At 62.4% G+C, this 22,561-nt stretch carries 27 protein-coding genes; 16 read left to right on the top strand and 11 right to left on the bottom strand.

From position 1 onward, the window contains the following. The first annotated feature begins 1,472 nt into the window (after positions 1 to 1,472). Positions 1,473 to 2,282, top strand: coding sequence for a PucR family transcriptional regulator (locus tag ACODSO_RS26250; RefSeq protein ID WP_489039601.1), 810 nt, complete (start codon positions 1,473 to 1,475; stop codon positions 2,280 to 2,282). 460 nt (positions 2,283 to 2,742) lie between these two features. On the opposite strand, the gene ACODSO_RS26245 is transcribed toward ACODSO_RS26250, so the two are convergent. Continuing rightward, complete coding sequence (locus tag ACODSO_RS26245) at positions 2,743 to 3,399, bottom strand: CAAX protease (protein ID WP_489039599.1); 657 nt, start codon at positions 3,397 to 3,399, stop codon at positions 2,743 to 2,745. Positions 3,400 to 3,479: 80 nt separating this feature from the next. Continuing rightward, positions 3,480 to 3,839 carry a hypothetical protein gene (locus ACODSO_RS26240; protein ID WP_489039598.1) on the bottom strand — a complete coding sequence of 120 codons (360 nt, stop codon included), beginning with the start codon at positions 3,837 to 3,839 and terminating at the stop codon, positions 3,480 to 3,482. A gap of 245 nt (positions 3,840 to 4,084) precedes the next feature. On the opposite strand from ACODSO_RS26240, the gene ACODSO_RS26235 reads away from it, so the two are divergent. From ACODSO_RS26235 to ACODSO_RS26220, 4 genes are all read left to right on the top strand, one after another. Next, positions 4,085 to 4,786, top strand: coding sequence for a thermonuclease family protein (locus ACODSO_RS26235; protein ID WP_489039597.1), 702 nt, complete (start codon positions 4,085 to 4,087; stop codon positions 4,784 to 4,786). Further along, the gene (locus ACODSO_RS26230; protein ID WP_489039607.1) at positions 4,669 to 5,040 is read left to right on the top strand and encodes an STAS domain-containing protein; all 372 of its coding nucleotides are present in this window, start codon (positions 4,669 to 4,671) and stop codon (positions 5,038 to 5,040) included. The genes ACODSO_RS26235 and ACODSO_RS26230 overlap by 118 nt, the downstream gene beginning before the upstream one ends. Then, on the top strand, positions 5,037 to 5,360 hold the full coding sequence (locus ACODSO_RS26225; protein WP_489039596.1) for an ANTAR domain-containing protein: 324 nt from the start codon (positions 5,037 to 5,039) through the stop codon (positions 5,358 to 5,360). Before ACODSO_RS26230 ends, ACODSO_RS26225 begins: the two co-directional genes overlap by 4 nt. A 915-nt stretch (positions 5,361 to 6,275) precedes the next feature. After that, positions 6,276 to 7,478: a GGDEF domain-containing protein gene (locus tag ACODSO_RS26220; protein WP_489039595.1), complete on the top strand. Its 1,203-nt coding sequence runs from the start codon at positions 6,276 to 6,278 to the stop codon at positions 7,476 to 7,478. A gap of 172 nt (positions 7,479 to 7,650) precedes the next feature. On the opposite strand, the gene ACODSO_RS26215 is transcribed toward ACODSO_RS26220, so the two are convergent. Beyond that, positions 7,651 to 7,824 (bottom strand): hypothetical protein, encoded by a 174-nt coding sequence (locus tag ACODSO_RS26215; protein WP_489039594.1) that lies wholly within the window; start codon positions 7,822 to 7,824, stop codon positions 7,651 to 7,653. 6 nt (positions 7,825 to 7,830) lie between these two features. Next, positions 7,831 to 8,169, bottom strand: coding sequence for a hypothetical protein (locus tag ACODSO_RS26210; protein ID WP_489039593.1), 339 nt, complete (start codon positions 8,167 to 8,169; stop codon positions 7,831 to 7,833). Between the two features lie 219 nt (positions 8,170 to 8,388). On the opposite strand from ACODSO_RS26210, the gene ACODSO_RS26205 reads away from it, so the two are divergent. The 7 genes from ACODSO_RS26205 to ACODSO_RS26175 all read left to right on the top strand — a co-directional run bounded on the left by ACODSO_RS26205 (position 8,389) and on the right by ACODSO_RS26175 (position 12,304). Next, the gene (locus ACODSO_RS26205; RefSeq protein WP_489039592.1) at positions 8,389 to 8,835 is read left to right on the top strand and encodes an Hsp20/alpha crystallin family protein; all 447 of its coding nucleotides are present in this window, start codon (positions 8,389 to 8,391) and stop codon (positions 8,833 to 8,835) included. Between the two features lie 115 nt (positions 8,836 to 8,950). Next, a complete protein-coding gene (locus ACODSO_RS26200; RefSeq protein ID WP_489039591.1) occupies positions 8,951 to 9,136 on the top strand; it encodes a hypothetical protein in 186 nt (61 codons plus the stop codon). Positions 9,137 to 9,674: 538 nt separating this feature from the next. Next, positions 9,675 to 10,055, top strand: a complete 381-nt coding sequence (locus ACODSO_RS26195; RefSeq protein WP_489039590.1) for a histone-like nucleoid-structuring protein Lsr2 — start codon at positions 9,675 to 9,677, stop codon at positions 10,053 to 10,055. Positions 10,056 to 10,222: 167 nt separating this feature from the next. Continuing rightward, the gene (locus tag ACODSO_RS26190) at positions 10,223 to 10,474 is read left to right on the top strand and encodes a hypothetical protein (RefSeq protein WP_489039589.1); all 252 of its coding nucleotides are present in this window, start codon (positions 10,223 to 10,225) and stop codon (positions 10,472 to 10,474) included. A gap of 71 nt (positions 10,475 to 10,545) precedes the next feature. Beyond that, positions 10,546 to 10,779 carry a hypothetical protein gene (locus tag ACODSO_RS26185; RefSeq protein WP_489039588.1) on the top strand — a complete coding sequence of 78 codons (234 nt, stop codon included), beginning with the start codon at positions 10,546 to 10,548 and terminating at the stop codon, positions 10,777 to 10,779. Further along, positions 10,776 to 11,399 (top strand): hypothetical protein, encoded by a 624-nt coding sequence (locus ACODSO_RS26180; protein ID WP_489039587.1) that lies wholly within the window; start codon positions 10,776 to 10,778, stop codon positions 11,397 to 11,399. Before ACODSO_RS26185 ends, ACODSO_RS26180 begins: the two co-directional genes overlap by 4 nt. A gap of 380 nt (positions 11,400 to 11,779) precedes the next feature. Then, positions 11,780 to 12,304: a hypothetical protein gene (locus ACODSO_RS26175; RefSeq protein WP_489039586.1), complete on the top strand. Its 525-nt coding sequence runs from the start codon at positions 11,780 to 11,782 to the stop codon at positions 12,302 to 12,304. A gap of 156 nt (positions 12,305 to 12,460) precedes the next feature. Here the strand turns inward: ACODSO_RS26175 and ACODSO_RS26170 are convergent, their stop codons facing one another. Together ACODSO_RS26170 and ACODSO_RS26165 are read right to left on the bottom strand one after the other, a co-directional pair. Further along, positions 12,461 to 12,823 (bottom strand): hypothetical protein, encoded by a 363-nt coding sequence (locus ACODSO_RS26170; RefSeq protein ID WP_489039585.1) that lies wholly within the window; start codon positions 12,821 to 12,823, stop codon positions 12,461 to 12,463. Between the two features lie 40 nt (positions 12,824 to 12,863). Then, on the bottom strand, positions 12,864 to 13,055 hold the full coding sequence (locus ACODSO_RS26165; protein ID WP_489039584.1) for a hypothetical protein: 192 nt from the start codon (positions 13,053 to 13,055) through the stop codon (positions 12,864 to 12,866). A 162-nt stretch (positions 13,056 to 13,217) separates the two neighbouring features. Here ACODSO_RS26165 and ACODSO_RS26160 point away from each other — a divergent pair, with 162 nt between their 5' ends. Next, entirely contained in the window at positions 13,218 to 13,964 is a 747-nt protein-coding gene (locus ACODSO_RS26160; protein WP_489039583.1) for a hypothetical protein, read from the top strand. An 82-nt stretch (positions 13,965 to 14,046) separates the two neighbouring features. On the opposite strand, the gene ACODSO_RS26155 is transcribed toward ACODSO_RS26160, so the two are convergent. The 3 genes from ACODSO_RS26155 to ACODSO_RS26145 all read right to left on the bottom strand — a co-directional run bounded on the left by ACODSO_RS26155 (position 14,047) and on the right by ACODSO_RS26145 (position 16,803). Then, a complete protein-coding gene (locus tag ACODSO_RS26155) occupies positions 14,047 to 15,930 on the bottom strand; it encodes a hypothetical protein (protein WP_489039582.1) in 1,884 nt (627 codons plus the stop codon). A gap of 144 nt (positions 15,931 to 16,074) precedes the next feature. Further along, the gene (locus ACODSO_RS26150; RefSeq protein ID WP_489039581.1) at positions 16,075 to 16,314 is read right to left on the bottom strand and encodes a hypothetical protein; all 240 of its coding nucleotides are present in this window, start codon (positions 16,312 to 16,314) and stop codon (positions 16,075 to 16,077) included. A gap of 108 nt (positions 16,315 to 16,422) precedes the next feature. Continuing rightward, positions 16,423 to 16,803: a porin PorA family protein gene (locus tag ACODSO_RS26145; protein ID WP_489039580.1), complete on the bottom strand. Its 381-nt coding sequence runs from the start codon at positions 16,801 to 16,803 to the stop codon at positions 16,423 to 16,425. A 326-nt stretch (positions 16,804 to 17,129) separates the two neighbouring features. On the opposite strand from ACODSO_RS26145, the gene ACODSO_RS26140 reads away from it, so the two are divergent. The 3 genes from ACODSO_RS26140 to ACODSO_RS26130 all read left to right on the top strand — a co-directional run bounded on the left by ACODSO_RS26140 (position 17,130) and on the right by ACODSO_RS26130 (position 20,200). Then, positions 17,130 to 17,621 carry a regulator gene (locus tag ACODSO_RS26140; protein ID WP_489039579.1) on the top strand — a complete coding sequence of 164 codons (492 nt, stop codon included), beginning with the start codon at positions 17,130 to 17,132 and terminating at the stop codon, positions 17,619 to 17,621. Positions 17,622 to 17,863: 242 nt separating this feature from the next. After that, positions 17,864 to 18,772, top strand: coding sequence for a DUF6545 domain-containing protein (locus tag ACODSO_RS26135; RefSeq protein WP_489039578.1), 909 nt, complete (start codon positions 17,864 to 17,866; stop codon positions 18,770 to 18,772). Between the two features lie 21 nt (positions 18,773 to 18,793). Beyond that, positions 18,794 to 20,200 carry a cytochrome P450 gene (locus ACODSO_RS26130; protein ID WP_489039577.1) on the top strand — a complete coding sequence of 469 codons (1,407 nt, stop codon included), beginning with the start codon at positions 18,794 to 18,796 and terminating at the stop codon, positions 20,198 to 20,200. Positions 20,201 to 20,203: 3 nt separating this feature from the next. On the opposite strand, the gene ACODSO_RS26125 is transcribed toward ACODSO_RS26130, so the two are convergent. Both ACODSO_RS26125 and ACODSO_RS26120 read right to left on the bottom strand, forming a co-directional pair. Further along, complete coding sequence (locus ACODSO_RS26125; RefSeq protein ID WP_489039576.1) at positions 20,204 to 20,587, bottom strand: hypothetical protein; 384 nt, start codon at positions 20,585 to 20,587, stop codon at positions 20,204 to 20,206. 876 nt (positions 20,588 to 21,463) lie between these two features. Further along, positions 21,464 to 21,895 carry a helix-turn-helix domain-containing protein gene (locus ACODSO_RS26120; protein ID WP_489039575.1) on the bottom strand — a complete coding sequence of 144 codons (432 nt, stop codon included), beginning with the start codon at positions 21,893 to 21,895 and terminating at the stop codon, positions 21,464 to 21,466. Between the last annotated feature and the right edge of the window lie 666 nt (positions 21,896 to 22,561).

Below are 22,561 nucleotides of genomic sequence, written 5' to 3'. Positions count from 1 at the left end.
GCACCGCCGATAAAATCGCCGAAGCTGCCTGGGTCAGTATTCCTGACGTGTATCAGCTTCCGGTTAAACATATCGCTTGACCCTTCCTGCTTCGCGCCGACACAGCGCCGACTGATAATCGCTCCCAGCGCCCCTACACTATTGGTTGTCCCTGCGTTCGCGTCAGCAGCAGAACCGACGGATGTGACCTGGCGTTTGAGTTCGACGGATCGACACGATCACCCGATTGTGCGTTTCGACCGGATGGCTGTCAGTGGCCAAGATGAAGTGGATCTGTCGCACTTCCAGTAAAGCAGTCCGCGTGTCGTGCGATTAGCTTTGTGTCGCCAGGCTTCGAGCGAGGCTGGCGGCCGAGTCGTTCGAGTGCTACCGACTTGATCAATTTCAGCCTTCTCGGATCCAAGGCGTTCGGCTGTGTGGCCAGCATCGCCAGAACGCGCTCGAAGAATGCCGGCGAGGTGAGGCCGAACTCGATCAGGGTGTCTTCATCTCTCCCTCCGCCGTAGGGACTCCACCGCTGCGCGAAGTCCAGCATTGCTCGCGAAACTTCCGACTCTGCTGCCACGGGTATGTCGCTCCTTTTTGCTGCGCCGTTATACGACGGTTGGAATGCAGAGTCGTGTGCCGCTCTGTTTGGATTGCTGGTTGCTTCGAACGTGTGTAGTTGCTCGGTTCCTACCGACACGTCATGTCCGCAAATCCTTCCCATCGGCACGTCATGCATGCTGCATAGACGCTGGTGATGGTGTCGGCGGGTGTTACCGCCCGCTGCACCACTTCTGCTTGGCAGCGGTTGCCGCAGGATGGGCATCGCCGAGCGAAGTCGATCTCGGGTATTAGCCGGTACGTGGGCATAGGCGTTTGAGCTCCTCGTGGGTCCCGACCCTGAGTGTGAATTATCGTGTTGGAGCGTTTGTGCCGAGGGCGTTTCGTGGACGGTTTCAGAGCAAGATGTATCCCAGCCCGAGTAACCGCTCTTCTGTGCGCTCACGGCTGTCCTCTCCTAGCGTTTCCAGCTGAAGCGCGACTTGGACTTCGTCGGGCTCTAACCCCGGGGCCATCCGTTCGTGGACGCTGGAAATCGATTCGATATGCCGGTCCTTGAGGTTTCGCCCCCAGTCAATCTGTTGCAGGTGCATCGGTTGGTGAACGACACCATTCAAGCCGAGTACTACGCCGTCCTGAGAAGCTCACTCGAGTTGGCCGACCGGTGCGCGGAACTCGAGGCCCGCGGAACAACATTATTGGAACTTCTGGAAGAGATCCGGTCCGTCGTCGGCGGTGAAGTGGGTCTGGTGGACTCGCAAGGGAGGATGGTGGCTTCCCGGCCAGCAGGAATGCGATGGGAACTGCCTGATTTGCACGAGCGAAAGAGTTCGAGCGTTGTTTCCCAACATGTTCGCCGGCTCAATCCAGTCCGCGGCAGTGAACGATTCTCAATTGTTGTTCGATCTCCACAGAGGGAGTCCGTAGTGGATCCACTGCTCGGGCCGGTCGGATCGATCGTCAGTCTCCATTTGAATTCGGTCGCCGTTCACTACAACGTCGAAAACGACCGAATGCGTACATTGATCGAACATTTGCGACTCCCCGACGCCGACTCCCCCCGTTATACGAAGAAGCTGATGCGTTCGGCGGGATTCAACCCGGAGAAACCGACCATCCTCACCACGGTGCGCACCGGGGCAGATCCCAACGACGCGTGGAGAATGCGACTGCAGTTCGCCGACATCTTTCCCACCCTCGGGCTGTTGGAAGCCGAGAACTACTCGCTCATGATCGGACAGGATTTTGACACCGACGCCCAGATGACCGCCATTCACCGCCTGCACGACATCGCGCCACGCCGCCCTGCGATCGTCACCGGGCAGCTGCAGGGGCAAAGCAGCCTCCGAACAGCGATTCTGGCCTCACCACGACAACTCGACAAAGTCACCGAGCCGACCGTCGCGCGCCGCTTCGACCTGCCGTCGGTACTGGCTACGGCACTGACCAAAGGGGGCGTGGAACAGGCCCTTCACTTCATCCGGCCGCTTCAAGACTACGACCAAGACACCAACTCCGATCTCATCGCCACCCTCCGGGTATTTTTGGATGCAGACGGTAGTCCGACCAAGACTGCGGCGGCATTGTTCATCCACCGAAATTCTCTGACGTACCGCCTCAATCGCATCGGCGAACTTCTCGGGGTTTCTCTCAGCACCGTTGACGGAAAATCAACCTGTGCGGTGGCGCTCGCCGTATGGGAGATGCACGATGGAGCCAGCGGTCGCATGATCTAGACGCTTCGTCAGCGGTGTAGGTCAGACGCGCGTGTATATCGGGGGAGAGCATGCACGGCGACGATCAAGGCACTGGCTGCCCCAGCGCGCTGGCCAGTGGCATTTCACGCGTGGCCGATGACAGCACAGCACGAACGGCCTACATCGACGGCGTTCGAGAGTTGGTGACCGAACTCGCCGATCGCACGTGCCTTACTGCGACATCGTGGTCACCGAGAAACAGTGGGCGACACGTCTCAACGACCTCGGGATCACGAAGCGCTACAACACCGTTGTGCTGCACGACCTCACAGATCTCCCAGAGGCGATCGTTACGGCGACTCGCACGGAGTAGGGGAAGCGAGTACCTACGGGATTCTGGAGCTCGCGGATACGAGTGCAGCGGCCATAGTTTGTCAATGCCAGCCGATAGATGAACCCAGCCGAGTGCGCGCTCACTGCGTCGGGCTTGGGCGACAGATTACGGCCGGGTTTTCAGCAGATCCTCAACAGAGCTGTACTCGCTCATGTACCGAGCAAGTTCCGGCGAGACGTAGCTGGAGTAGCGCTGGAATCTACGCAGAGCTCCCGGCAGCTCTGTCAGCACGACCGGCTCATGATGGGCGACTCTGTTTCGTAGTTTGCGTAGCTCATCGAGCCCACTGTGGATCTGTCGGCGATCCGACCCGCTGGGATACAGGTGTTGCAGATGCGGTTGCCAGATCGCGTTGGCGTGACGTGTGCTCGTCAGCAAGGTCCAGAATCCGAAGGTGAGTTCGGCCATCAACTTCCCCGGAGGGGCTTTGGGTCCGCCCGCGAGCCGCCGTGCGTTGGCCAGGTCACGATGCGTCTTGGAGTCCGCGCCATCTCGGTCGGGAAAGAGCAACCGACACGATTGCGGATCAGTCCAGTGCTTTTCTCCCGGGGCTACAACGGGACCCAACGCGCGGTCGTACATGTTTCGGAGTCCGACTTCCAGATGAGCAAAGTCGTGTAACAGAGCGGCATTGAGCTGGGCATTCCACTCATGTAGGGCCAGTGCTCTGCCGCGGTCAAAACCTGCGCGCTTCAGATATGTCCGGAAGCGCTCGGCACTGAGCCAATCTTCGACCCATTGGCCCGCCACTTCACCTTGCATGTTTGCATTTCTACCAAACAGGTCTAATATTGAGGACCTACAGGCCGGTGATACGCAGTCCGCGTGACCCGGTTGAAGACTCAGAAGGACCCGGTATTCAACCCCGCGCGGTTGACCCGGGTCTTTTGCTTTTCCTGATCTTCCTCAGACCTGACCAGGATCGTCGGTGCGTTCGCGACCGTCCAGTTCGGCATCTCAGATTCTCCGGGGTCGTCGGTTGTCTTCCATAGTGGGGGTTCGGTGACACCCGCGATGCCAGGCAGAACGGCAGGTGTCACAGACCTGTTCTGGTCGGGCCGCAACGCCGAGTCGCGGGTCTGCGTCTCGAACTCGTTGACATCGCCCATGACCGCCATGCTGCCGGTCCACCACGGCCGCACGGCGCACGGCTTCGCATCTTTCCGAAGCGAAGCCGCAGGTCGACCGCGTACGCCCGTCATGTCGGTGTCATGCGCTAGATTGGCTGGTGTGTTCGACCGTCGATGAGGGTCACGGTCGAGCGTCCTGTGGTCAGCACCCACCGACCGCTGCTCGCAGCGTGCGTCCCGGTGGCCGTGTGCTGGCTCACGCGCTCGCACCCACACGAAGGCCCTCATGTCCGCACTCCCTCGGTTCTCTGCCCGTTACCCACGTCTGCCGCGCACAGGCAAGCGCATATTCGCCGTCTGTGTAGCCGCTCCTGCCGTTGCCGCGATGCTGGCGGGCTTGCGATCCCCTGACCGCTCCCCCGAACCTCACACACACCGCTGACGCCGTCTCTACGACCAGTGGTGTCGTCGATCGGGTCATCGACGGCGATACCGTCGACGTACGCCTGTCGACCGGCGGCGACCCGGTACGGGTCCGCATTCTCGGTATCGACACCCCCGAAACAGTCGACCCCGACGCACCGGTGCAGTGCTGGGGGCCGGAAGCGAGCGCCTGGGCCCACCAGCAGCTCGACGCTGACGACACCCGCACTGCCTACGTTTCTCCCCGCCGACGGTTCGAAGAAGTGGCGGCCATGTCGCCGCACCAACCGCTGAGAAGAAAGATCGATGTCATGGGAAAAGTGGGAATCTTTACCGAAAAGCCCTCCGCAGCTCGTAACTTCGCGGCCGCACTGGGCGGTATGAGAGGCACGTTCGAGGGAACGGAGTACGTCATCGTCCACGCTCGCGGCCACCTGTTGGAATTGAAGGACCCCTCCGCGATGGTGCCGGCCCCACTCGCCGACACATATCGGAGCTGGGAGCTCGAGCATCTACCGTGGAATGCCGACGACTTCCGCTGGGAGCGAGAGATCCGGCGCCGGGTGTCCGGCGGGAAGTTGGTCACCGATTCGGACGCGAAGAGCTTGCTCTCTCGGTCAGCGGCGAACTCGACCTCGTCACGGCACCTCAGTTGACCGAGTCGATCGACGCAGTCATCACCGAGCACACACCCGCTGCATTGATCATCGACCTCACCGGCGTGCCGTTCCTGGCATCGATGGGCATGACAGTGCTGGTCCAGACCTGCGAGCGCCTCGGGCGGACGACCCGTTTCGCTGTCGTCGCCGACGGGCCCGCGACCAGCAGACCGTTGACCATGATGGGTCTCGACGACACTTTCGCCCTCTACAGCGACCTCGGCTCCGCAGTCACCGCACTGGCCTCGTGAACGGAGGGGCCGAGCAGAGGTGGCCACGATTCTCTCCTGCCACCGCCGAGCTCGGTGTCCGGTCGATGCTATGCTTCCAGCCCCGCATCCGACGCGACACCCTGGGCGCGTTGAACTTGATGTCGGACACACCTGGTGCGTTCGATCACGACGCACACCACACCGGAACTCCGGTCTCCACCCCCGCCGCCGTCGCACTGATTGCCGCCGAACACCAGGATCAGATGAAGTCCGCGTTGGCGACAAGGGACGTCATCGGTCAGGCGAAGGGCGTCGTGATGGAACGCTACGGCGTCACTGCCACAAGGGCTTCGAAATGATCAACAAGCTATCCCACGATGGAACGTCCCCGTCGCTGAACTTGCCCGTACCATCACCGCCCAGGACAACACCAGGCCCTCGGCGGGGCTCGGTGAATCCGGCGGAGTGCAGTCGAGTTCGGCGAGGAGGTGTGTAGAGACTCAGCGCCCACCCAGGTTTTCGTAGGCTGACCTGAGGTAACCCCAATCCAGCTCGACGGTTGAGAACGCAGCCTCCAGTCAGCATCGAACGGCCCGTCCGGTTGCTCGATGCGGATGCCCGCAGGCTGCGAATCAAGGAGCGGTTCGGCCTGCTGGGTGTTCGCAAAGATAACAAAATGATCGATCACAGGATGTCACGGACACTGGCCCGAGCGGTATGATCGAAATACGCTGCGCGAGAAAATATCCAGAGGCTGAGTTGACATAAGGTAGCTTATCGGCAATGAGTGTCATTTTCATCCAAGCTGTAAGGCGTTGCAGTCGAGCATGATTGGTTGCATCGAGATTGTTCGACCTGGAGGCAAGTTCGCGGGGATTTGTGCCGCAGAGCGAGATCACGGTGCGGCGATGTACGCGAAAGTCTTTGCACTACTGCGGATTGAAGTCGCTCGACCAGCTCCGACCCGCCAAGGTGGGCACGGCCTTCGCAGTACGGACTCCATCGTTGTCGCAGCTTTTTGTCACTGTGACGAAATCGGGAGCGTAAGTCCCGTCGGTGCAAGCCGTCAGGAAATCTTGACGTGTGTCCGTCAGGAAATCTTGACGATCACGCCGGTCCTTGAAAACGGGAACGTTGACCCCAGGGCTTGACTAGCGCGTCAGTCCCTGATGTCGCACGCCGGAAACGTTCGTCCGCGCGAGCTCGATAGGAATGAAGTTGAATACTTGACGGATCAGAGGCGCCCGACGATGACTGTGCACCACCCCCGACCCATGGCCTCGCTTTCCACCTCGAGCTCGCGGTGGGACACCCGCACAGGCATGGTCATCGCCAGCGCCTCCGGCGCGCTACCGATGCTCGCCATCGCCCTGATCGAGCCGTCCTTTCTTCGGCCCGGTGCACTCCCGATCCTGACCGCCATAGTCGCGTTCACCGCGCTCACGGTCGCGATCGCTGTCCGCGCCGGACGCCTCACCGAGACCCAGTTCACGATCCTCGGATCCGGAGGCATGCTGGGAGTAGCGATCTCGGCGTACCTGATCGCCGACCCAGCCGGAACCCGCGCAGTGACCTCCATGCTCGCGGTCGTACCGGCCATAGCTGCTTCGGGTTCTCCGCCTCGCGTCACCGCAGCCTTGACCACAGCATCGATGGCCATGGCCACCACACTGTCTGTCATAGCTATGAAATCTTCCGGCCTCGCCGTCACGATCATCGCGGTCGGCGCGGCTGTCACCACTGTGCTGGTCCCCGTAGCGCTGATTCTCGCTCTTCGACGCTCCATCACCGCCGTCAACCAACGGCTGGAGACACTCGCCAACACCGATTCACTGACCGGCCTGCTGAACCGACGTGGACTACTCGCCGCCGCCGAGACGGCACTGTGCACGGCTGGCGGCCAAGCCACATCCCTGACTGCTGTCGTGGTCGACGTCGATCACTTCAAGACCGTCAACGACACCCACGGACATGCCGCCGGTGACCGGGTCCTCGTCGCACTCGCTCGGACACTGGAACAGACAGCGACCCGATCCGACGAGCCCGGATCGATCGTCGCCCGCATCGGAGGCGAAGAGTTCCTTCTCCTCATGCCCGGCGCGCATCCGACGCTCGGAACCACCATCGTCGAGGCAGTCCGACCGAGCGGCGATGTCACCGTCAGCGCCGGGTCGGTGACAGTCGAGGTCGAGCCGACAACCCACGGGACCGCCAGGGTCGCGCCGACCCGCATCGACCGCGGTGCCGCCAGCACGGCGACCACTGGCGAATCGAGTCCCGTCGACCAGGCCCATCTCGGGGTGGAGCGGAGCGTGGACTCCATAGTCCGCGCCGCCGACCGCGGACTGTACGCAGCGAAAACAGCGGGACGAGACCGCGCCCACCACTGCGGCACACTCACACTGACGGACAGCACCGCCCGTGAAGCGTCAGATCCCGAACACGTCCGTCCTGCCGCGCCGGTGACGCGACGCTGACACTATGTGCGGTGACGCGACGCTGACACTATGTGCGGTGACGGCTGCACAGTATCGCCGTAGCGCCCCGTTCGCCGAAGATGCGCCACCTGGTAATCCGTAGTCGACGCTCGATTCAATCCCCTCGGGCCATCATGACGCCGCCCGGGGCGTCGCCGGGCGCCGGCCCGTCTCAGAGACCGCGTCGACGAAATTCGTCGAGCAGCCGGCGCCGGGCCAGTTCGAGTACCGCACTGTCCGCCGCTGGCGCTCCATCGCGGCGCGCCGTGCGCAGCTGTTCCTCGGTGTCGGCGAGCGCAGCATCGAGTTCGGCAACACTCGTCTCACGAAGACTGTTCTCGGCCATGGCAGGTCACCAGTTCGGAAGGATCATGGCCAGGAACCCGATACCCAGGATGACCCCAAGGGTCCCGGCGCCGTAGGCGAGCGCTGCATCCCCGCGCGCCGCGCGCGGTCCCGACAGCATCGGACTCCGGTCAGCCCACAGCGCGGCACCGATCGCGAGGATCCCCAGCACGACCCCAAGGCCTGGGGCCCAGAAACTCACGATCGACAGCGCCCCGACCATCAACGCCGAATCGGTGTTCTCGGTCCGGCTGAACGCGCGCCGATTCCACCACCGCCGCACACCCGGACCACCGGTGATCTCACTACCGCTCGGCGCATTCGTTGTCGTTGTGTTCGTTGTCATCGTGTTGACTCCTCGCCTTGTCGCACACTGCCCGATGTGGTGCTCGCGCAGCATCATTGACCGTCCTCGTGAGACGGTGCCTGCCCCGAAAAAATTCTCGAAAAAACTTGCAACACCATCTTGGCACTCGCGACCTTCGAGTGCTAATTTCTGTTTCGCACAGTCAAGAGCAGCCCGCTACAGGGGCGGGTGCATCTGGGAATACAGGAGGTGGTTGCTGTGCTTCGCTTCGATCCGTTCCGTGACCTCGATTCGATTACCTCGGCCATGCTGGGGACAACGAGCGGTTCCGATCGTGCACCCCGGTTCATGCCGATGGACCTGTACAAACTCGACGATCACTACGTTCTGTCCGCCGACCTTCCCGGTGTCGACCCGGGCTCGGTCGACGTCGATGTCGACCGCGGCACCCTCACTCTCACAGCTCACCGCACCGCACCCGATACCGATGGAGTGCAGTGGATTTCATCGGAACGATTCGCCGGGACGTACCGCCGACAGGTCGCACTCGGCGACGGTGTCGATACCGAACGCATCTCCGCGTCCTACGACAACGGAGTGCTGTCGGTGACCATCCCCCTCGCCGAACGCGCCAAGCCGCGCAAGATCGACATCAGCGCAGGCAGCAGCGGCGGTCAACGCTCGATCGAAACGCAGTCGACCTGATCGTCTCGGCGTCGTTCGTTCCCGGCAGTGACCGCCGAGTCGTTGCCGGGAACGCCACCCCTTCTGGCAATGCGCCGAACGCGGGCATAGTGAAAGATGACGGAGGTGACTCTCGGTGATGGACATGTTGGATCCGGTGGTATGGCCCGACGACCCTGATCGCGAGCAGTGGTGGGCGACGATACTGGGCATCGATATCAATGAACACAGTTGTACTGCAGCCGATCTCGTCGATCAGCAGCGGGCCGTCGACATGGACGAAGACGGGTATCCACGGACCCTGCATCCCGCTGCCGCGTGAGCTGCGCTTCCCGCCGGCGCTGTGGGTGCCGCCGGGTCAGGTGGGCGGTGGCAGGTGTCGACTCCCTGCCGCCGCCCCTCACGCGCCCACGGCCGATGCGCGTACTCGGACAGGCCTGTTGCGGACCGCGCCGCCCTTTCGAGTGTTCTCACCAGACACGGTCGGTGACGGGAGGATCGGGCAGATGACGCCGATGGTCGAGCAACCCGTCCGGTCGACCGCGGACAGCGGGCGAGCAGTCGACCACGCCTGCCCCGACCCCGACTCCGACCGGGCTGTACGTTCAGCCGGTTCGGATTGAGCCCGGTCATGAATACCCGCATCAAAGCGTCAGCGCGACAAAGCATCTGGACGTCGACCTGACAGCCCGCCGGCGCGGCTCGGACGCAACCGGCACGGCGTCCGGTCTGGTCGTTGCGGTGCACTCCATGCCGGTACACGATGTGTGTGCGAGGGCAGTTTCTCTCTCACCCCGTGTGCGGCGGCTACGCTCGAGTCCGACAAGCAGCGCACGCCGAACGGAAGGTTTCCACGCATCGTGGCCAAGAAAGTGTCCGTCGAGTTGGTCGACGATCTCGATGGTTCCGTCATCGACGATGGCGCCGGTGAAACCATCGAATTCTCCGTCGCCGGTGTGGACTACGTCATCGACCTGAAGGCGAAGAACGCCGCCGAGTTCCACCGCAAACTCGATTATTACATCGATCACGCCGCCCGCACCGGTGGACGCCGGCACCGGCCCACGCCCGCAGGCAGCCGATCGACACCTTCCTCGACGTCCAGGGCTGCGAGCGCACCGACACGTGATCCTGCCGCTACGCGCGCGATCCGGCAGTGGGCCGCCGACGAGGGATACGAGATCGCCGACCGCGGCCGTATCCCCACCTCGATCGTCGACGCGTACGACGCAGCGCAATGACCCTCCGCCAGCGCGGCGGCACGCCGGCACGTCGACACGTCGGTAGATCGGTAGATCGGTAGATCGGTACGTCGGCGATCGCAACCGTTGCCGCACACTGCGAGTGCGCCCCCGTACTCCCTGGGTGCGCGCGTCGCCCCACCAGCGCGGTCTGTTTCAATACCGTCATGAGCGCATCGGGACATCTCACACACGTGGACGCCGGTGTTGGTGACACAGACCAAGTGCGGCGGGCAGGCGGACAGATCGTGGCCGGCACCCTCGTCGAGGACTTCGCTGACTTCGTGCTGACCGCGGAGGCGGCGGGACGCAACTGGGGCACACCGCGCCGCTGGGCGGTCGCCCTCTCCGACGGCACCTTGATGTTCGCCGATGACACCGACATCGTCGCTGCTCGCCGCGAGCGCCCGAAGGGGTGATCGCGCATCGATCACCGCGGCCGACAACTGCGCCTGCTGGTGCACCTGCCGTATCGGCGGCATCCACGTCGATGTCGAGGGGTTCTGCTGCGTCGCCGACAGTGGTGCTGCTCGACACGGCCGCGCTGCGGGTGGTTCTCGATGTCCTCGGCGCCGTGTCGTTGTTCGCGGTCATCTCCGCCGCCGCTGGTGCTCCGGACGCCGCTCTGACCACCGCGGCCGTCGCGGTCCTGGTGCTCGTCTCGCGGGCCCTGCGGCACCGAAGCACCGTGAACGGTGTCGCCGCGCGGCGCTCCGAGACGTGAGCACACGCGATTCGCCCCGTCCACCAGCCGAGATTTCTTCGAGGGACGCCCGGGCGCACGACGCTGCGATCGAGGCGGCGGCCTTGCTGGTGCTCGGACGCGGTGTGGGTGCGGTGTCGATCGGTGCGGTCCATGCGGCGTCTGGGATCGGCCGCGATCGTCTGCTGCGGATGTATCGGTCCAGGGCCGGTGTGGTGTCCGCGGTGTACATCGGAGGGCACCGCCGGGTCAGCGCCCTGTGCGCAGCTCGCCGCTACCCCCGCATGACCGCTGTCGACACTGTGTCGGCGTGCGCGACAGCGTTGGTCGAGCACGCGGCCGCCGACCCGGTGGTGCGTGCACTGCATGCTCTCGAGATGAGCACCACAGCAGCCGATACCGGTCAGCCGAGCATCTACCGGGTGTTGACCGCCTGGATGACCCACACGCTCACACCGCGGCCGGTCTGTTCTGCCGCAGAGCACGCGCGGATCGGTGAGATCACCTCGGTGGTCGTGGCGGCAGTTGCCGGTATGAGCGCACCCCGTGCGGCGGACAGCACGCCCGCGCACGCGGCAACCCGGGCACGGTCGCGGGTTCTGGCAGCTCTGCTGTCGGAGTTCGACGACCGTCACCGGTGAGCTGGTCATAGCGGGAAGCCGCCGGGGCGAACCCCCAAGATTCTGATCGATGACGCGAACCACTGTGTGCAGGCGCAGTGCAGCATTGCCTCTGTGGTTTCGATCGTGTTCGAGGTGTTGCGCACCGGTTCCCGATCTCGGTGTTGTGCAATTACTTCGAGTTGCTTTCCACGTGTGCGGATGACCCGTCCGGGCCATGTGGAAGCCCCCAAGCTGAGATGTGGCCGCGGGGCAGCCGCCTCGATACGAGCGAGCTGACGCAACGAGGAGTCAGCCGGTTTCCGTGGTGGTTTGCTGCGTTCGGTCCGAAAGATGCCTGTTGGTCTTTTTTGCTGCACACTCGCAAGTCGGACATTGTTCACTCGACGACAAGGATTGTCATGCGATCGATCAACCGGGCGCTTCTCGGTGTGTGTGTTTGTGCCCCAGCATTGTTGGCTTTTCCGGCGGCGGCGTCAGCGGCAGAACAGGCGGATGTGACCTACGCGTTCACCGTCGAGGGTTCGTCGGTGACCAACACGATCACCAACAATTCCGGCAGCGCTTTGACGTGCGCTACATCGCTGGCTCCGGCACCGGGTGGTGTCTTGCCTCCGGTCTGGGAGGTCATCGGACCGGGACAGACGTTGTACTCGACCGACGCTGCCGGCCAGCCCGGAGTCAGCACACAGTCGGTCACCGACATTCCCGCGGGATCCTATGTCGCGTTGGCCACGTGCGGGACCGAGAACGTGGACCCGGCGACAGTGTGGATCTCCGACTACCCGGGCTTGACCGAGGTGCTGGCGACTGTGCCGTGGACGTCGTACGCCGTGGCGCAGGCATCACCCATCGTCACCGTCGGAGAGTCCGCACCGGCGCTGCCTGACCTCGGTTCACTTCTGGGCACAGGCAGCGCTGGCTGAGAACCACCGTGTCCTTCTGAGCCTCATCGCGGACAGGTGGGTCCGCCGAGGTTCGAGAAGGGGTGGCCGGCCTCCCCCTCAGACGGCCGACCACCCCTCCACACAGTTGGATGCACGCCGGCCCCGAATGGTTCCCACAGCCGGCGAAGAAATGTTCTAGAACATCGCCAGTTGGTTGTCATCGACACGTCTACGCGCAGTCCGCGCACGCGGGGTAGGTGTGATCGCGGGCTTCGGGTCGGCCGCGGGCTGTATCGACGCCTGTTGTAGTCCGATTCCTGCTCGGCTGGCGAGCACAGCGCGGATGTAGAGCCGCCGGGCGTGGTGCTGTCGTCCGGTATCGCTGTCACGTTCGAGCCAGTGTTCCCGCCACGCCGAGGTCCCCGCGTCGGGAACGGTGAGAGCGCGATCGGTCAGCCGGTCGAGCAGGACATCGAGTTTCTCGGCGAGTGTTTGGGCGAGCTCGTCGAGGACGCGCTCGGACACCCCGGCCACCTCCGCAGTCTCGCTCTCGCGCATGCCCCGCACAGTAGACCGCGGCACCGACACGAACCCCGCACTACCTCGCGCGGGTGTCCCGCTCGTGCTGCAGCCGGCCGCGGCACGGCGCCGGCCGCGGCATCCGCGCGGAAAGCGCATCGGCCTGCGAGCTCACCGGTTTCTCGTGGGTCATCGACAGCACGATCGCGGTAGCGGTGTCACGGACGATCTCGTGCGGCAGCGGCGGGCCGAGCAACGTTCGGATCCTCATACCAGCGAGTATCAACTCACCCACCGACACAGTCCGATGAACAACTGGCCTCGCTCCACTCGACACGGGACAGATGGTGTGATCGTCGTTACCCGGTGGAACCGATTCACTCTCGGCTGCGTCCAACCCTTAAGTGGAACAAGACCCGGAGTACCGCCGAGCATGCAGCACGCGTCCGAACATGCAGCGCGGCTGGCTGGGCAGCTCGCGGACACGGTGATGACGGTCGTCCCGGTCGCCGGGTTGCTCGCCGAGTCCTCGCACACCGGTGCACTCACCGAAGCCGACGCCCGCGCCCTGCACGCCCTGGCCGGGATCGCGCCGTTCGATCTGATCGACCTGCTCGACTCCGACGACGAGGCGCTCGTGCCGCCGCAGGTGCGGGGACGTCTTGTGGATCTGCTCGGCGAGTACGGCGTCCTGCACGGCCGGAACATCGCCGCAGCGGGTGCAGCGGCGCTCAACGAGTGGCTCGTCGCATGTTCCGGTGTTCCAGGGCTGCACCGCATCCTCTCGGCGCATCTGGGTGTGTTCGCGGCCGTCAAACGCGCGCACCGCATCCTCGGTGAACTCGACCGCCTCGCCTACACCCGTCCCGAACGCGAACAGATCCGCGACATCGTCGACCGGTTGCGCTCGGACCCTGCCCTGCACACCGTGGTGCTGTTCGGGCACCTCGAAGCGATGCTGGGCGCCGACCCGGCATCACCGGTCACCGCAGAGCTGCGGCGCCTGGTCGAACACCCGACCCCGGCCACCAAACTCGGCCTCTCCCCCGCCGCCGGCCCCGACGACATCCGCGCCGCCGCCCACGGCAAGCTCACCTGGGCGCACACCCAAGCCCTGTCGACCTTCACCGCGGCCGAAGACGCCGCGCTGATCCACACCTACGGGCTCCTGAGCCGCTGACCCCGGCACCGCCACAGGTCGGATGGCGTGCAGCGAGAGACGCACCCGGTACCGGTCGTGCGGCGCTCCCCTGCGACTTGCGCTAGAACGGATCGGGTGGCCCGGTGTTCATCACCGCGGCAATGTACTCCGGCTCGAGCACGTCAACAGGATTCTCCTCGGAGACTGTGAAAAGTGCCAGGTCCGGTTCCGGGGGTGTTCGGGCCTCCTCGCGGGCGGCGAGCCATTCCCTCCACACGATCCGTTCGGCGCGGTGGCGCACGATCCGGGCGCGGATCGCAGTGGTGAGGCCGTGTCGGTGGCCGATGTCGTCGAGATCGACCGGCCCGATGCTCACCTGGGTGTTCTCGACCGTGAGCAGGCCGGCGATCCGCAGATCCACCAGCGCTTCGTAGCCGCTGGTGCGCCCGATCCCGACCGCGGTGAACAGGGTTTCCGGAGTCATCGGTTCCGATGCCGCGCTCACGGCGTCGTAGAGGATGCGGTGGCGCCATCCGATGACGCTCCACGCCGGGTGTACCGACTCGACCTCCGCCGCGCCCGCAGCGGCCTCAGGAGCGGCGACCGCTCGTCCCGCCGGAGTGGGGACAAGCGCGTACCGATCCGGGTTCTGTCCGAGACCGCGCTCGATCAGCAGCACCGGCGCCCCCTCCATATCGCGCAGTCGCTCCAGCACCGACCACACCGTCGATTCGGGAAGCATCCCTGCAGCGATCGACAGTGACCGTCCCCCTACTCCGACTGTCGGTACGCCTTCGATGTTCTGACCCGACACTGCTGCAGCCCATGCAAGGGCTTGAACAACTGCGTGAGTGGTCCAGCGGTCACGCCGGTGAGAGAACTCCGAGGTAACCCAGGTTTGCGCGTGGGTAAGCCAGGAACGAAGTACCGGATCGTAGGTACCCCCTGTGTGCTTTTGCTTGTGCCCGGTATCCCGAACTGGATCGGGGAGGGTCGATGCGGCCCAATCGAGGGCGCGGGCGGCGTCGCGGCGGATCGCGCGCGCCGGTTCGGCGTAGTGGGCGTAGGCGGCGCGCACGCCGGCCCAGTGGGGCGCCTCGGCGGCGCGGGTGAGGATGTCGGCGGCGCTGGCGCCGGCGAGGACGGCGTGGGTGATGACCGATTGCCGCGCTTCCGAGCGGGACGGCCAGCGGCTGGTGTCGAGGCGGCCGGTGGCGGCGAAGTCGACGACGCTGCGCGGCGGGGCCGAGGAGCGGCAGAAACGTGGGTGCAGCCGCGCGGCGTCGCCGGCGCCGAGGACGCGTTCGGTGACCGTCTCGGTACGGATGTGAGTATCCACCGGGCTAACGGGTGCGCGGCCGGTTCCGCCGAGGAGAGCTTCGAGGCGGGTCAGGGTGCCGGCGTCGGAGCCGACTGTCAGGACGTCGAATGCACCGGCGGGGTCGAGGTCGACGAGCTCGCGATGGCCGCCTTCTTTGCAGGACGAGCCGGGCACGGTGATGCAACCGGTCTTCTCGTTCGTCATCGGTGTGATGTCGAGTGTGGGCAGGCGCACAGAGAGTTGGCGCAGGAGCGGCTTGATCTCGTCGACGGAGACCGTCTGGCCCGGGGCCAGCGGTATCAAGACATGCTGTCCACCACTGGTGGAGCGGTCGACAACCGCGCGGCCGCCGCACTCGGTCAACCACGCCAGGACTCGCTGCACATCGGCGACGACAGCTGTGTGACCGTGGGTTTTGGTGTCGAAGTCGAGTGCCACGACGCGAGCGCGCCCGCGTAGGAACAGCGGTACGGCAGACGGTAGCGCTGGCCGCTTGACCGTCAGCGGGCCCGCCAACCCGTATTTTCGCAGGGCTGGGTCGTAGAGCCGCATCGAGTTGCGTGCCGCCAGAACCGGCGCGAAACGACGCCACAACCGGTCCGGAGTCGCATCCGGTGCGACGACACGAGCGTCAAATCTTGTACCTACTTCAGGGCACGATGTACCCTGAGACCTGTCAGGCAAGACAGTGTCCCTTCTTGGGGGTCACACGATATGACGAGCGAGTTGGCGCTCATTCGTCAAACAACTTGAGCTCAAAGCCTCCGGTCGAACCACCGGGGGCTTTGTTGCGTCAAGAAGCGCGTTTCATTAACTTTTGACTGGGTCTTACGCTGTATGCCTCAATACCCCCGCTTCGTCGTCCGCCTGAACCAGTTCTTCGAGACGAACCCCGACGAGGTCGGCGATAGCTTTAGACAGAAGCGAGTTTGCGTTCTGGCCGCGTTTCTCTGCTTCGTCCTTGAGTGCCTTCTTGATTGCCGGATGCACCTTGCAGTTGAGCTGCACAGCGTCGTAGTTATGCATCCGCGGTCGGCCTACGAGCCGAGGTGGATCACTCCTAGTCATGTCGCATAGCGTGCCTTATTGACTAGCCGAAATTAGGGAGGACACGCCGACCTCGAGAGAAATTCGGCTATCCGGATTGTTGCGGCGGCGCTTTGATGGAGCGCACGTTCAATCGCAGACGGACGACCTACTCTCGAAGTCCAGCCCGAATCTCATGAGGGCACCGGAGAGAAGAAGTAGCAGGACACCTGTGACATCGCCCAGAACCGGTCCGTATCGGGTCCCCCAGAGAATCGAATTTCGAGTTCTACTAGCCTGGTCGGCGAGTTCAGCGATGGTTTCATCGCAGGCGGTCTTCACTTCAAGGGTTGTGACCGCATCTGAATCAGACTCACCTTGAGCTAGCTGTAATCGATGAGGCTGGTCTTCCTCCCCGACGATGGATCCTGCAACAGGTTCAACCCACACATCCCGAGTGTTCTCGTAGTGAAGAATCATCGTCGTAGCCTCCTGTCCAGGCAAGCCCCACTTGTTCGCCGGGAGCGTCAAGGTCGCTACCTCTCCGATAGTCGCCCCCAAAACCGTAGCCCGACCGCTTGCGAAGAGTGGAACAGGTCACGCCAACAACTACTCAGTCGTCGTCCGCGAACTCGATTGGCGAGGTGACCCGACCGGTACCCCCGAAGTACTGATACCACCCCCTCTCCAGATCGAGAGGGAACTGTATTGGAATCCGTCGGCTATCTCATATTCGAGTGCGCAGTCCACCGCAACGTCTGCGAACATAGAAGGCCTGCTCAGGACCGGTCTGACCCATGCAGTAGCCTTGCACGGCAATCCGAAGATACGAGTTGGGGGCTCTTATGGACGATTCGATGAAGAAAGTCTTCGAGGCGCGAGAGATCATCGAGCCCATGATCCCTTCACCGTGGAACCGCGACGCGTTCATCGCCGCACTATCTGGGTACCGCGGCAGGCCGGTCGAGCTCCGCGGGGTGCGCTCATCCGATGCCAGCGAGTTGTATGGAAGCCTCCGCGCATCCCCATGCGGTCTTTGGTGTGATTGCAAGGACAAAGACATCATCCTGTACGACATGGGGATGACCGACAGGCATCTTGTCCAGGTGCTATGCCACGAGGCAGCTCACATGGTGCTCGGTCACTCATCCGACGTGGAGCCCTACGAGGATGGGCTTCGATTGTTGCTACCAGACATGGATCCGGATTATGTGCGCGGTGCCCTCGGCCGTAATGGAGTCGACAGTGAGCAGGAGAGCGAGGCGGAGCTTCTTGCAGATCTCGTGATGACGAAGGTCTCGCACTTCCGGAACTCGGCAGCTATGCGGTCCCTCTGGGGTAATTCGTGACGAGTTCGGTACCGGGTTTCATCAGCTGGACGATCATTCTTCTGTCCGTCGCTATATTGCTCGCGCGCATCCTGCTCCCAATTGGCAGATCGGCTTCTCACAGCGAACGACTGGTCACATACGCGCTCGGGTTCGGCATACTAGCCGCAGTCTTCCGAGAAGAAAAGGCACAAGACCTCCTCTCAGACCATGCAGGTTGGTCAGTCGGATTCACACGACAACTTGGCACAACCATGATCGTCATGGCTTTCGTGCCGTTCGTTCTTCTTGTCTCTGCTTGGGTGCGCTCCCGGGTATCCGACCGGTGGAGCATGGAGACGCCGATATGGGTGGCCGGTTACGTATCAGTATTACTGATGCTCCTGCTCGGTAGCCGCGCGCGCTCCCTCGGGCAGTACATCGACCGAACAGAGGGCTGGGAGACAGTCGCGTATTTTTCCATTTTTTCGGTTTGGTGCGCTGCTGTGGGAGGCCCGCTCGTTGTCGTCACGGTCAGTGAGCTGCGTCGGGGCCACCTCAGGGGAAAGCACATCGCGACATACGTGGTTATCTTGGTCGCCGGCGCGTGGACCGCGGAAGAAGCTGCGTCCATCTTCGCAAGTTCAGTTTTGGCAGCGACCGGAACAGGTGGTGAGTTTGTGGAGTTTAGGTTTGCCGCGAACGAAAACAATTTTGTTTATATTCTGTTGCTCGGTTCTTGCATCGCCATCATTCGACCAATCAATGTACTACTCGAACTCTGCGATCTTGACCCTGCCGCGCGATCGATCCGCAGACTACAACCACTCCGCGACGATCTGGTGGAAGCATGCAGAGACGCGATCCCTGGCCTCGACCAGAAGTATCACCTGGCTGCAGGATCAGGCCGTGTCGAGGCCTTGCAACGGATGACGGTCGAGATCCGGGACTGCTTACTGGTTCTCGGACGGTACGCAGCACCAATCCCCGCCCACAATGACCCCGCCACAGCATCAGCCAAGCAGATCGCCGCCGCTCTCGATTACAAGAACTCGGGCGGAACGCGAGGCGATTACATTCGGCTACATGCCGCTGATAAAGATCGAGACCTAACAGAAGAAGTCCGCGCACTCACCAAGATCGCATCTTGCTGGGACTCAGCAAAGCAGTCAGTCGTCGAAACCGACGCCTAGCGGCATTAGAGGGGGAGAGTCATGAACCAAGCTTTGAGCAGTCCGGTCCACATCAGAGCTAAAGATCGAGTGCTACCGCATCCACCGCATCGGATACCACTTCTTGGAGATCTTTGGGACCTTCACATAACCGATTCCAGTCAGTGGGGAATGAAAGGAGCACAACGGTATGGCGACATCTACGAACGCAACATCGCAGGCGTGCGAGTTACCTACGTGTCAGATCCTGACCTGCTGGTCGAAATAAACGACGACAGGTATTGGTCAAAGTTTCTCGGAGTTCCTATCCGGAATCTCAGAGAAATCGCCAGAGACGGTCTGTTCACGGCTCACAACAGCGAGCCAAACTGGGCTAAAGCCCATGCGATCCTTGCCCCATCGTTCACAGCACAGGCCATGCGCAGCTACCACCAGACGATGGTCGACGTTACTGATCAACTGACAGCCCTCTGGACGGCCAAAGCGGACACGTGGATCGACGCATCGGCGGACATGAATAAGACCACGTTGGAAATCATTGGTCGGTGCGCGTTCGGCTACGACTTCGATTCGTTCAGTGACTCGGGCGAACACCCGCTGGTCAGTGCGATGCTGCGGGAACTCCGTTACATCAACCGGGCTGCATACTCACATCCGCTTGTCGAACAGACTGTATTCCGTAAGCAGTGGAGGCAGCATCGGGATGACGTAAAGATGGTGCACGCGTTGGTTGACGATGTCGTCGCGGCTCGCAGGGCCACGGGTCCAGGGGAGCAGGGCGATCTGCTCGATCGAATGCTGGTCGAGGCCGATCCCGAAAGCGGTGAGCGGTTAGACGACGCCAACGTCAGAAACCAGATCTTGACGTTCCTCGTCGCCGGCCACGAGACATCTGCGGGTGCTCTCGCCTTCGCGTTGCACTATCTGTCGCTGAACCCCGGTGTGGTCGACGACGCACGCCGTGAGATCGAATCGGTCTGCACTGATGGCGCACCCACGTTCGAACAAGTATCGAAGCTCCGCGCCACCCGACGGATTATCGACGAGACCCTACGCTTGTGGCCGGTGGCGCCTGGATACTTCCGAAAAGCAAACGCGGATACCATGCTTGGGGGACAGTACCCATTCGAGAAGGGGGAATGGGTCTTCGTCGTTCTGCTTCAGTTGCACCGTAACTCGCTCTGGGGAACAGACGCTGAGGAGTTCAATCCAAATCGATTCCTCCCGGAGCGGGTACGCGGCCGACACCCTGAGATTTATCGACCGTTCGGGGTGGGTATGCGCGCCTGCATCGGACGACAATTCGCATATCACGAGATCGCAGTGGTCCTCGCAACGATCATCAAAAACTTCGACCTCGAGCCGGATCCCAAGTACTCGTTGCAGGTCCGCGAGACAATCACGCTCAAGCCCGAGGGACTGCGTCTGAAACTGCGTCGTCGAAACTGAACGTCAACTCCGCAAGGCACGGATCAAGGCTGCCCGATCCGACGACTTGGGTTGCCCCCGAAAGCGCAGTCGCTTTACTCCTTGCTGACGAAGAACCCTCAAGGTATCGAGCTGTTCATCCAGGTCTTTGAATCGCTGGTCGCTCCCGTGCGCGGTCAAATAGTCCGATGGGTAGCGGAAGAAAGAGGCGATGTCGTTGACCACGTCTGACGAGACGCTCGTTACATAGCCACCGGACCGGATGAGCTCCAAGTCCTCGGTAGTGAGGCTGTGACCCCTCTCAGTTAAAAAGGCCGCGAGTGTCTCGTTAGATTTCGCTGGTTCGTCTGCGTTATGAAACGTGTCAAAAAGCGCGTTGATCCGCCGGGACATTGAGACATCACTCATCGGACTGCTCCAATCGCCGCCGAAATCGTTGTTCCTGTGCCTTGCTCAAACCATTAGACTGCCCGGCTAGCCATCGCCGATACTGCCATTCGGTTACGTCGTCCACGTCGTCCGGTATCGGCTCATCGAGGAAGGGTCCCAACAGCTGGAGGATGGCCGCCAGTCCACCGGGTGAGGAACGACGATTCGCCTCAAGCACGTTCGTAACATAGGAACCGTATATCGGCCTGATTGCTACGGACAGACGTTCCGTCAGCGTCCGTAGAGAATCATCTCCCTTGGCCTCAGCCAGATCTTGCAGCTCACCTACAAGCTTGGTTATGTCCGCGACTGCGGACACAGGTACAGACACACCGCCAGGCGTGAACATGAGGGGCGATCTCGCTGCGGCAATCGGAGTACCGCCTTCTGCAACTCGTGCAGCCGACCCTGCCTCCCATTGCAGACCGACGTCAAGTTTTCGAAACGTTGCCCCACCAATGTCGATACCAAGCCCGCGCTCGATTTTCAACAGAGTCGGTTCCGATGGACCTCCATTGAGAGCTACCTGCCGACGGCTGAACTTCAACTGGTCCCGCCGCGTCAGGACAGCCTCACGCAGGCGTTCTGCGCTCCCAACCATGCTGCCCGCTCTCTACTCGGCGAAACTTTCGTATCAATTTCGTACGCCGTGACCCCGTTTCACTTGAAGCGTACATGTAAAGCACCCATTCTCCTGCTGATCACCTAGTCAAGATGCATTCGGCCTTTCGGTGCGTCGACCAGCCGCACACTTGCGAAAGCGCCATATTTGCGTATGGTTTGCGTATGCACAGCGGGGGATCAGGGCGAGTTGCGACATCCGTAAGGTCATCCAACGAGAACCCCCTATGCCGGTCACTGCCGCATTCGACCTCTCTCGAAAGCCTCCGCGACCACCGAAGCCGGCAGCTTCAGTTCGCTCGCGAGCCGCTCGCCTACATCGACCGTCAGGGATGCGTGCCCGCGCTCAAGGGCCGCAAGCAACGGGGTCGAGATACCTACGCGTTGAGCCAGCTGCGCCTGCGTCCAACCTGTCAACTCACGAAGATTTACCAACTTACGTTCAGCCTCAGGAACATGGATGAGATCGGCCATTTCCAGACCGAGGACTTGTACCACTCGCCGAAGGCGGTCGACCTGCGGCGTAGTTCGACCGACCTCCCAGGCCGAAATGGAAGCCGAACTGACGGACGCCCGCAAAGCCAGTTCCCCTTGCGAGAAGCCCTTCGCCAGCCGTGCCTCAAGGAGCCGAGAAGGCTTAAAACCCTCCATGGGACGTTTACTCATCGTCGGCACCCGAACATAACGATCCATGCTGCCCGACCTCTGCTCTGTTGTCACAAACTGTCGCTATACACTGCTGCTATAAACAGTTATAATAAACGAGATAGCGACCGCCCCTTACGCAATCGAGGGAGGAATCGAAGCGCAGCTTCACGTGATCTTGCTCGGAGAACTCTCTGAGCAATGCGGTCCGGGGAAGCAGCAGAACCCTGTACATCCGGATCGCGGGGAACCCTCAGCGCCATCGTTGATTGGCGTCTATGGCGGCGCTGAGGGCCCCCTTTCTCATCGAGCTCCACACAACCCACCACTGATCTGGCTAGCGCGGGCCACTAACCCGCTCCGGCCATGAGCGAACTGCAATCGGTTCGGGAGGACGACTATGACATCTTCTCATTCAGAGGTCTTGTTACATCACAATTCCGGGCGTAACCCAGCTCTCTGCTCGGCCATCAACGTAACTGCTCCCGGCTTTGCAGTGTGCTCACTGCCTGCTGGCGCGCATGAGACGCACCAATTGCATTGCGAGGACACAGGTGCCCTCCTCGGCGAGTGGACCGACGCCGATATGACGTTCCGCGAACCCGTCGAAGCCCACTGCGAAGTCACGTTCAGGGGGTCGGGGAGCAGATTCTCGAAATCCGGCGCTAAGGATTTACGGCAGATAGT

This window comes from Rhodococcus sp. FG69 (genome assembly GCF_057808915.1).
This window is presented reverse-complemented; position numbering and strand designations above follow the sequence as displayed.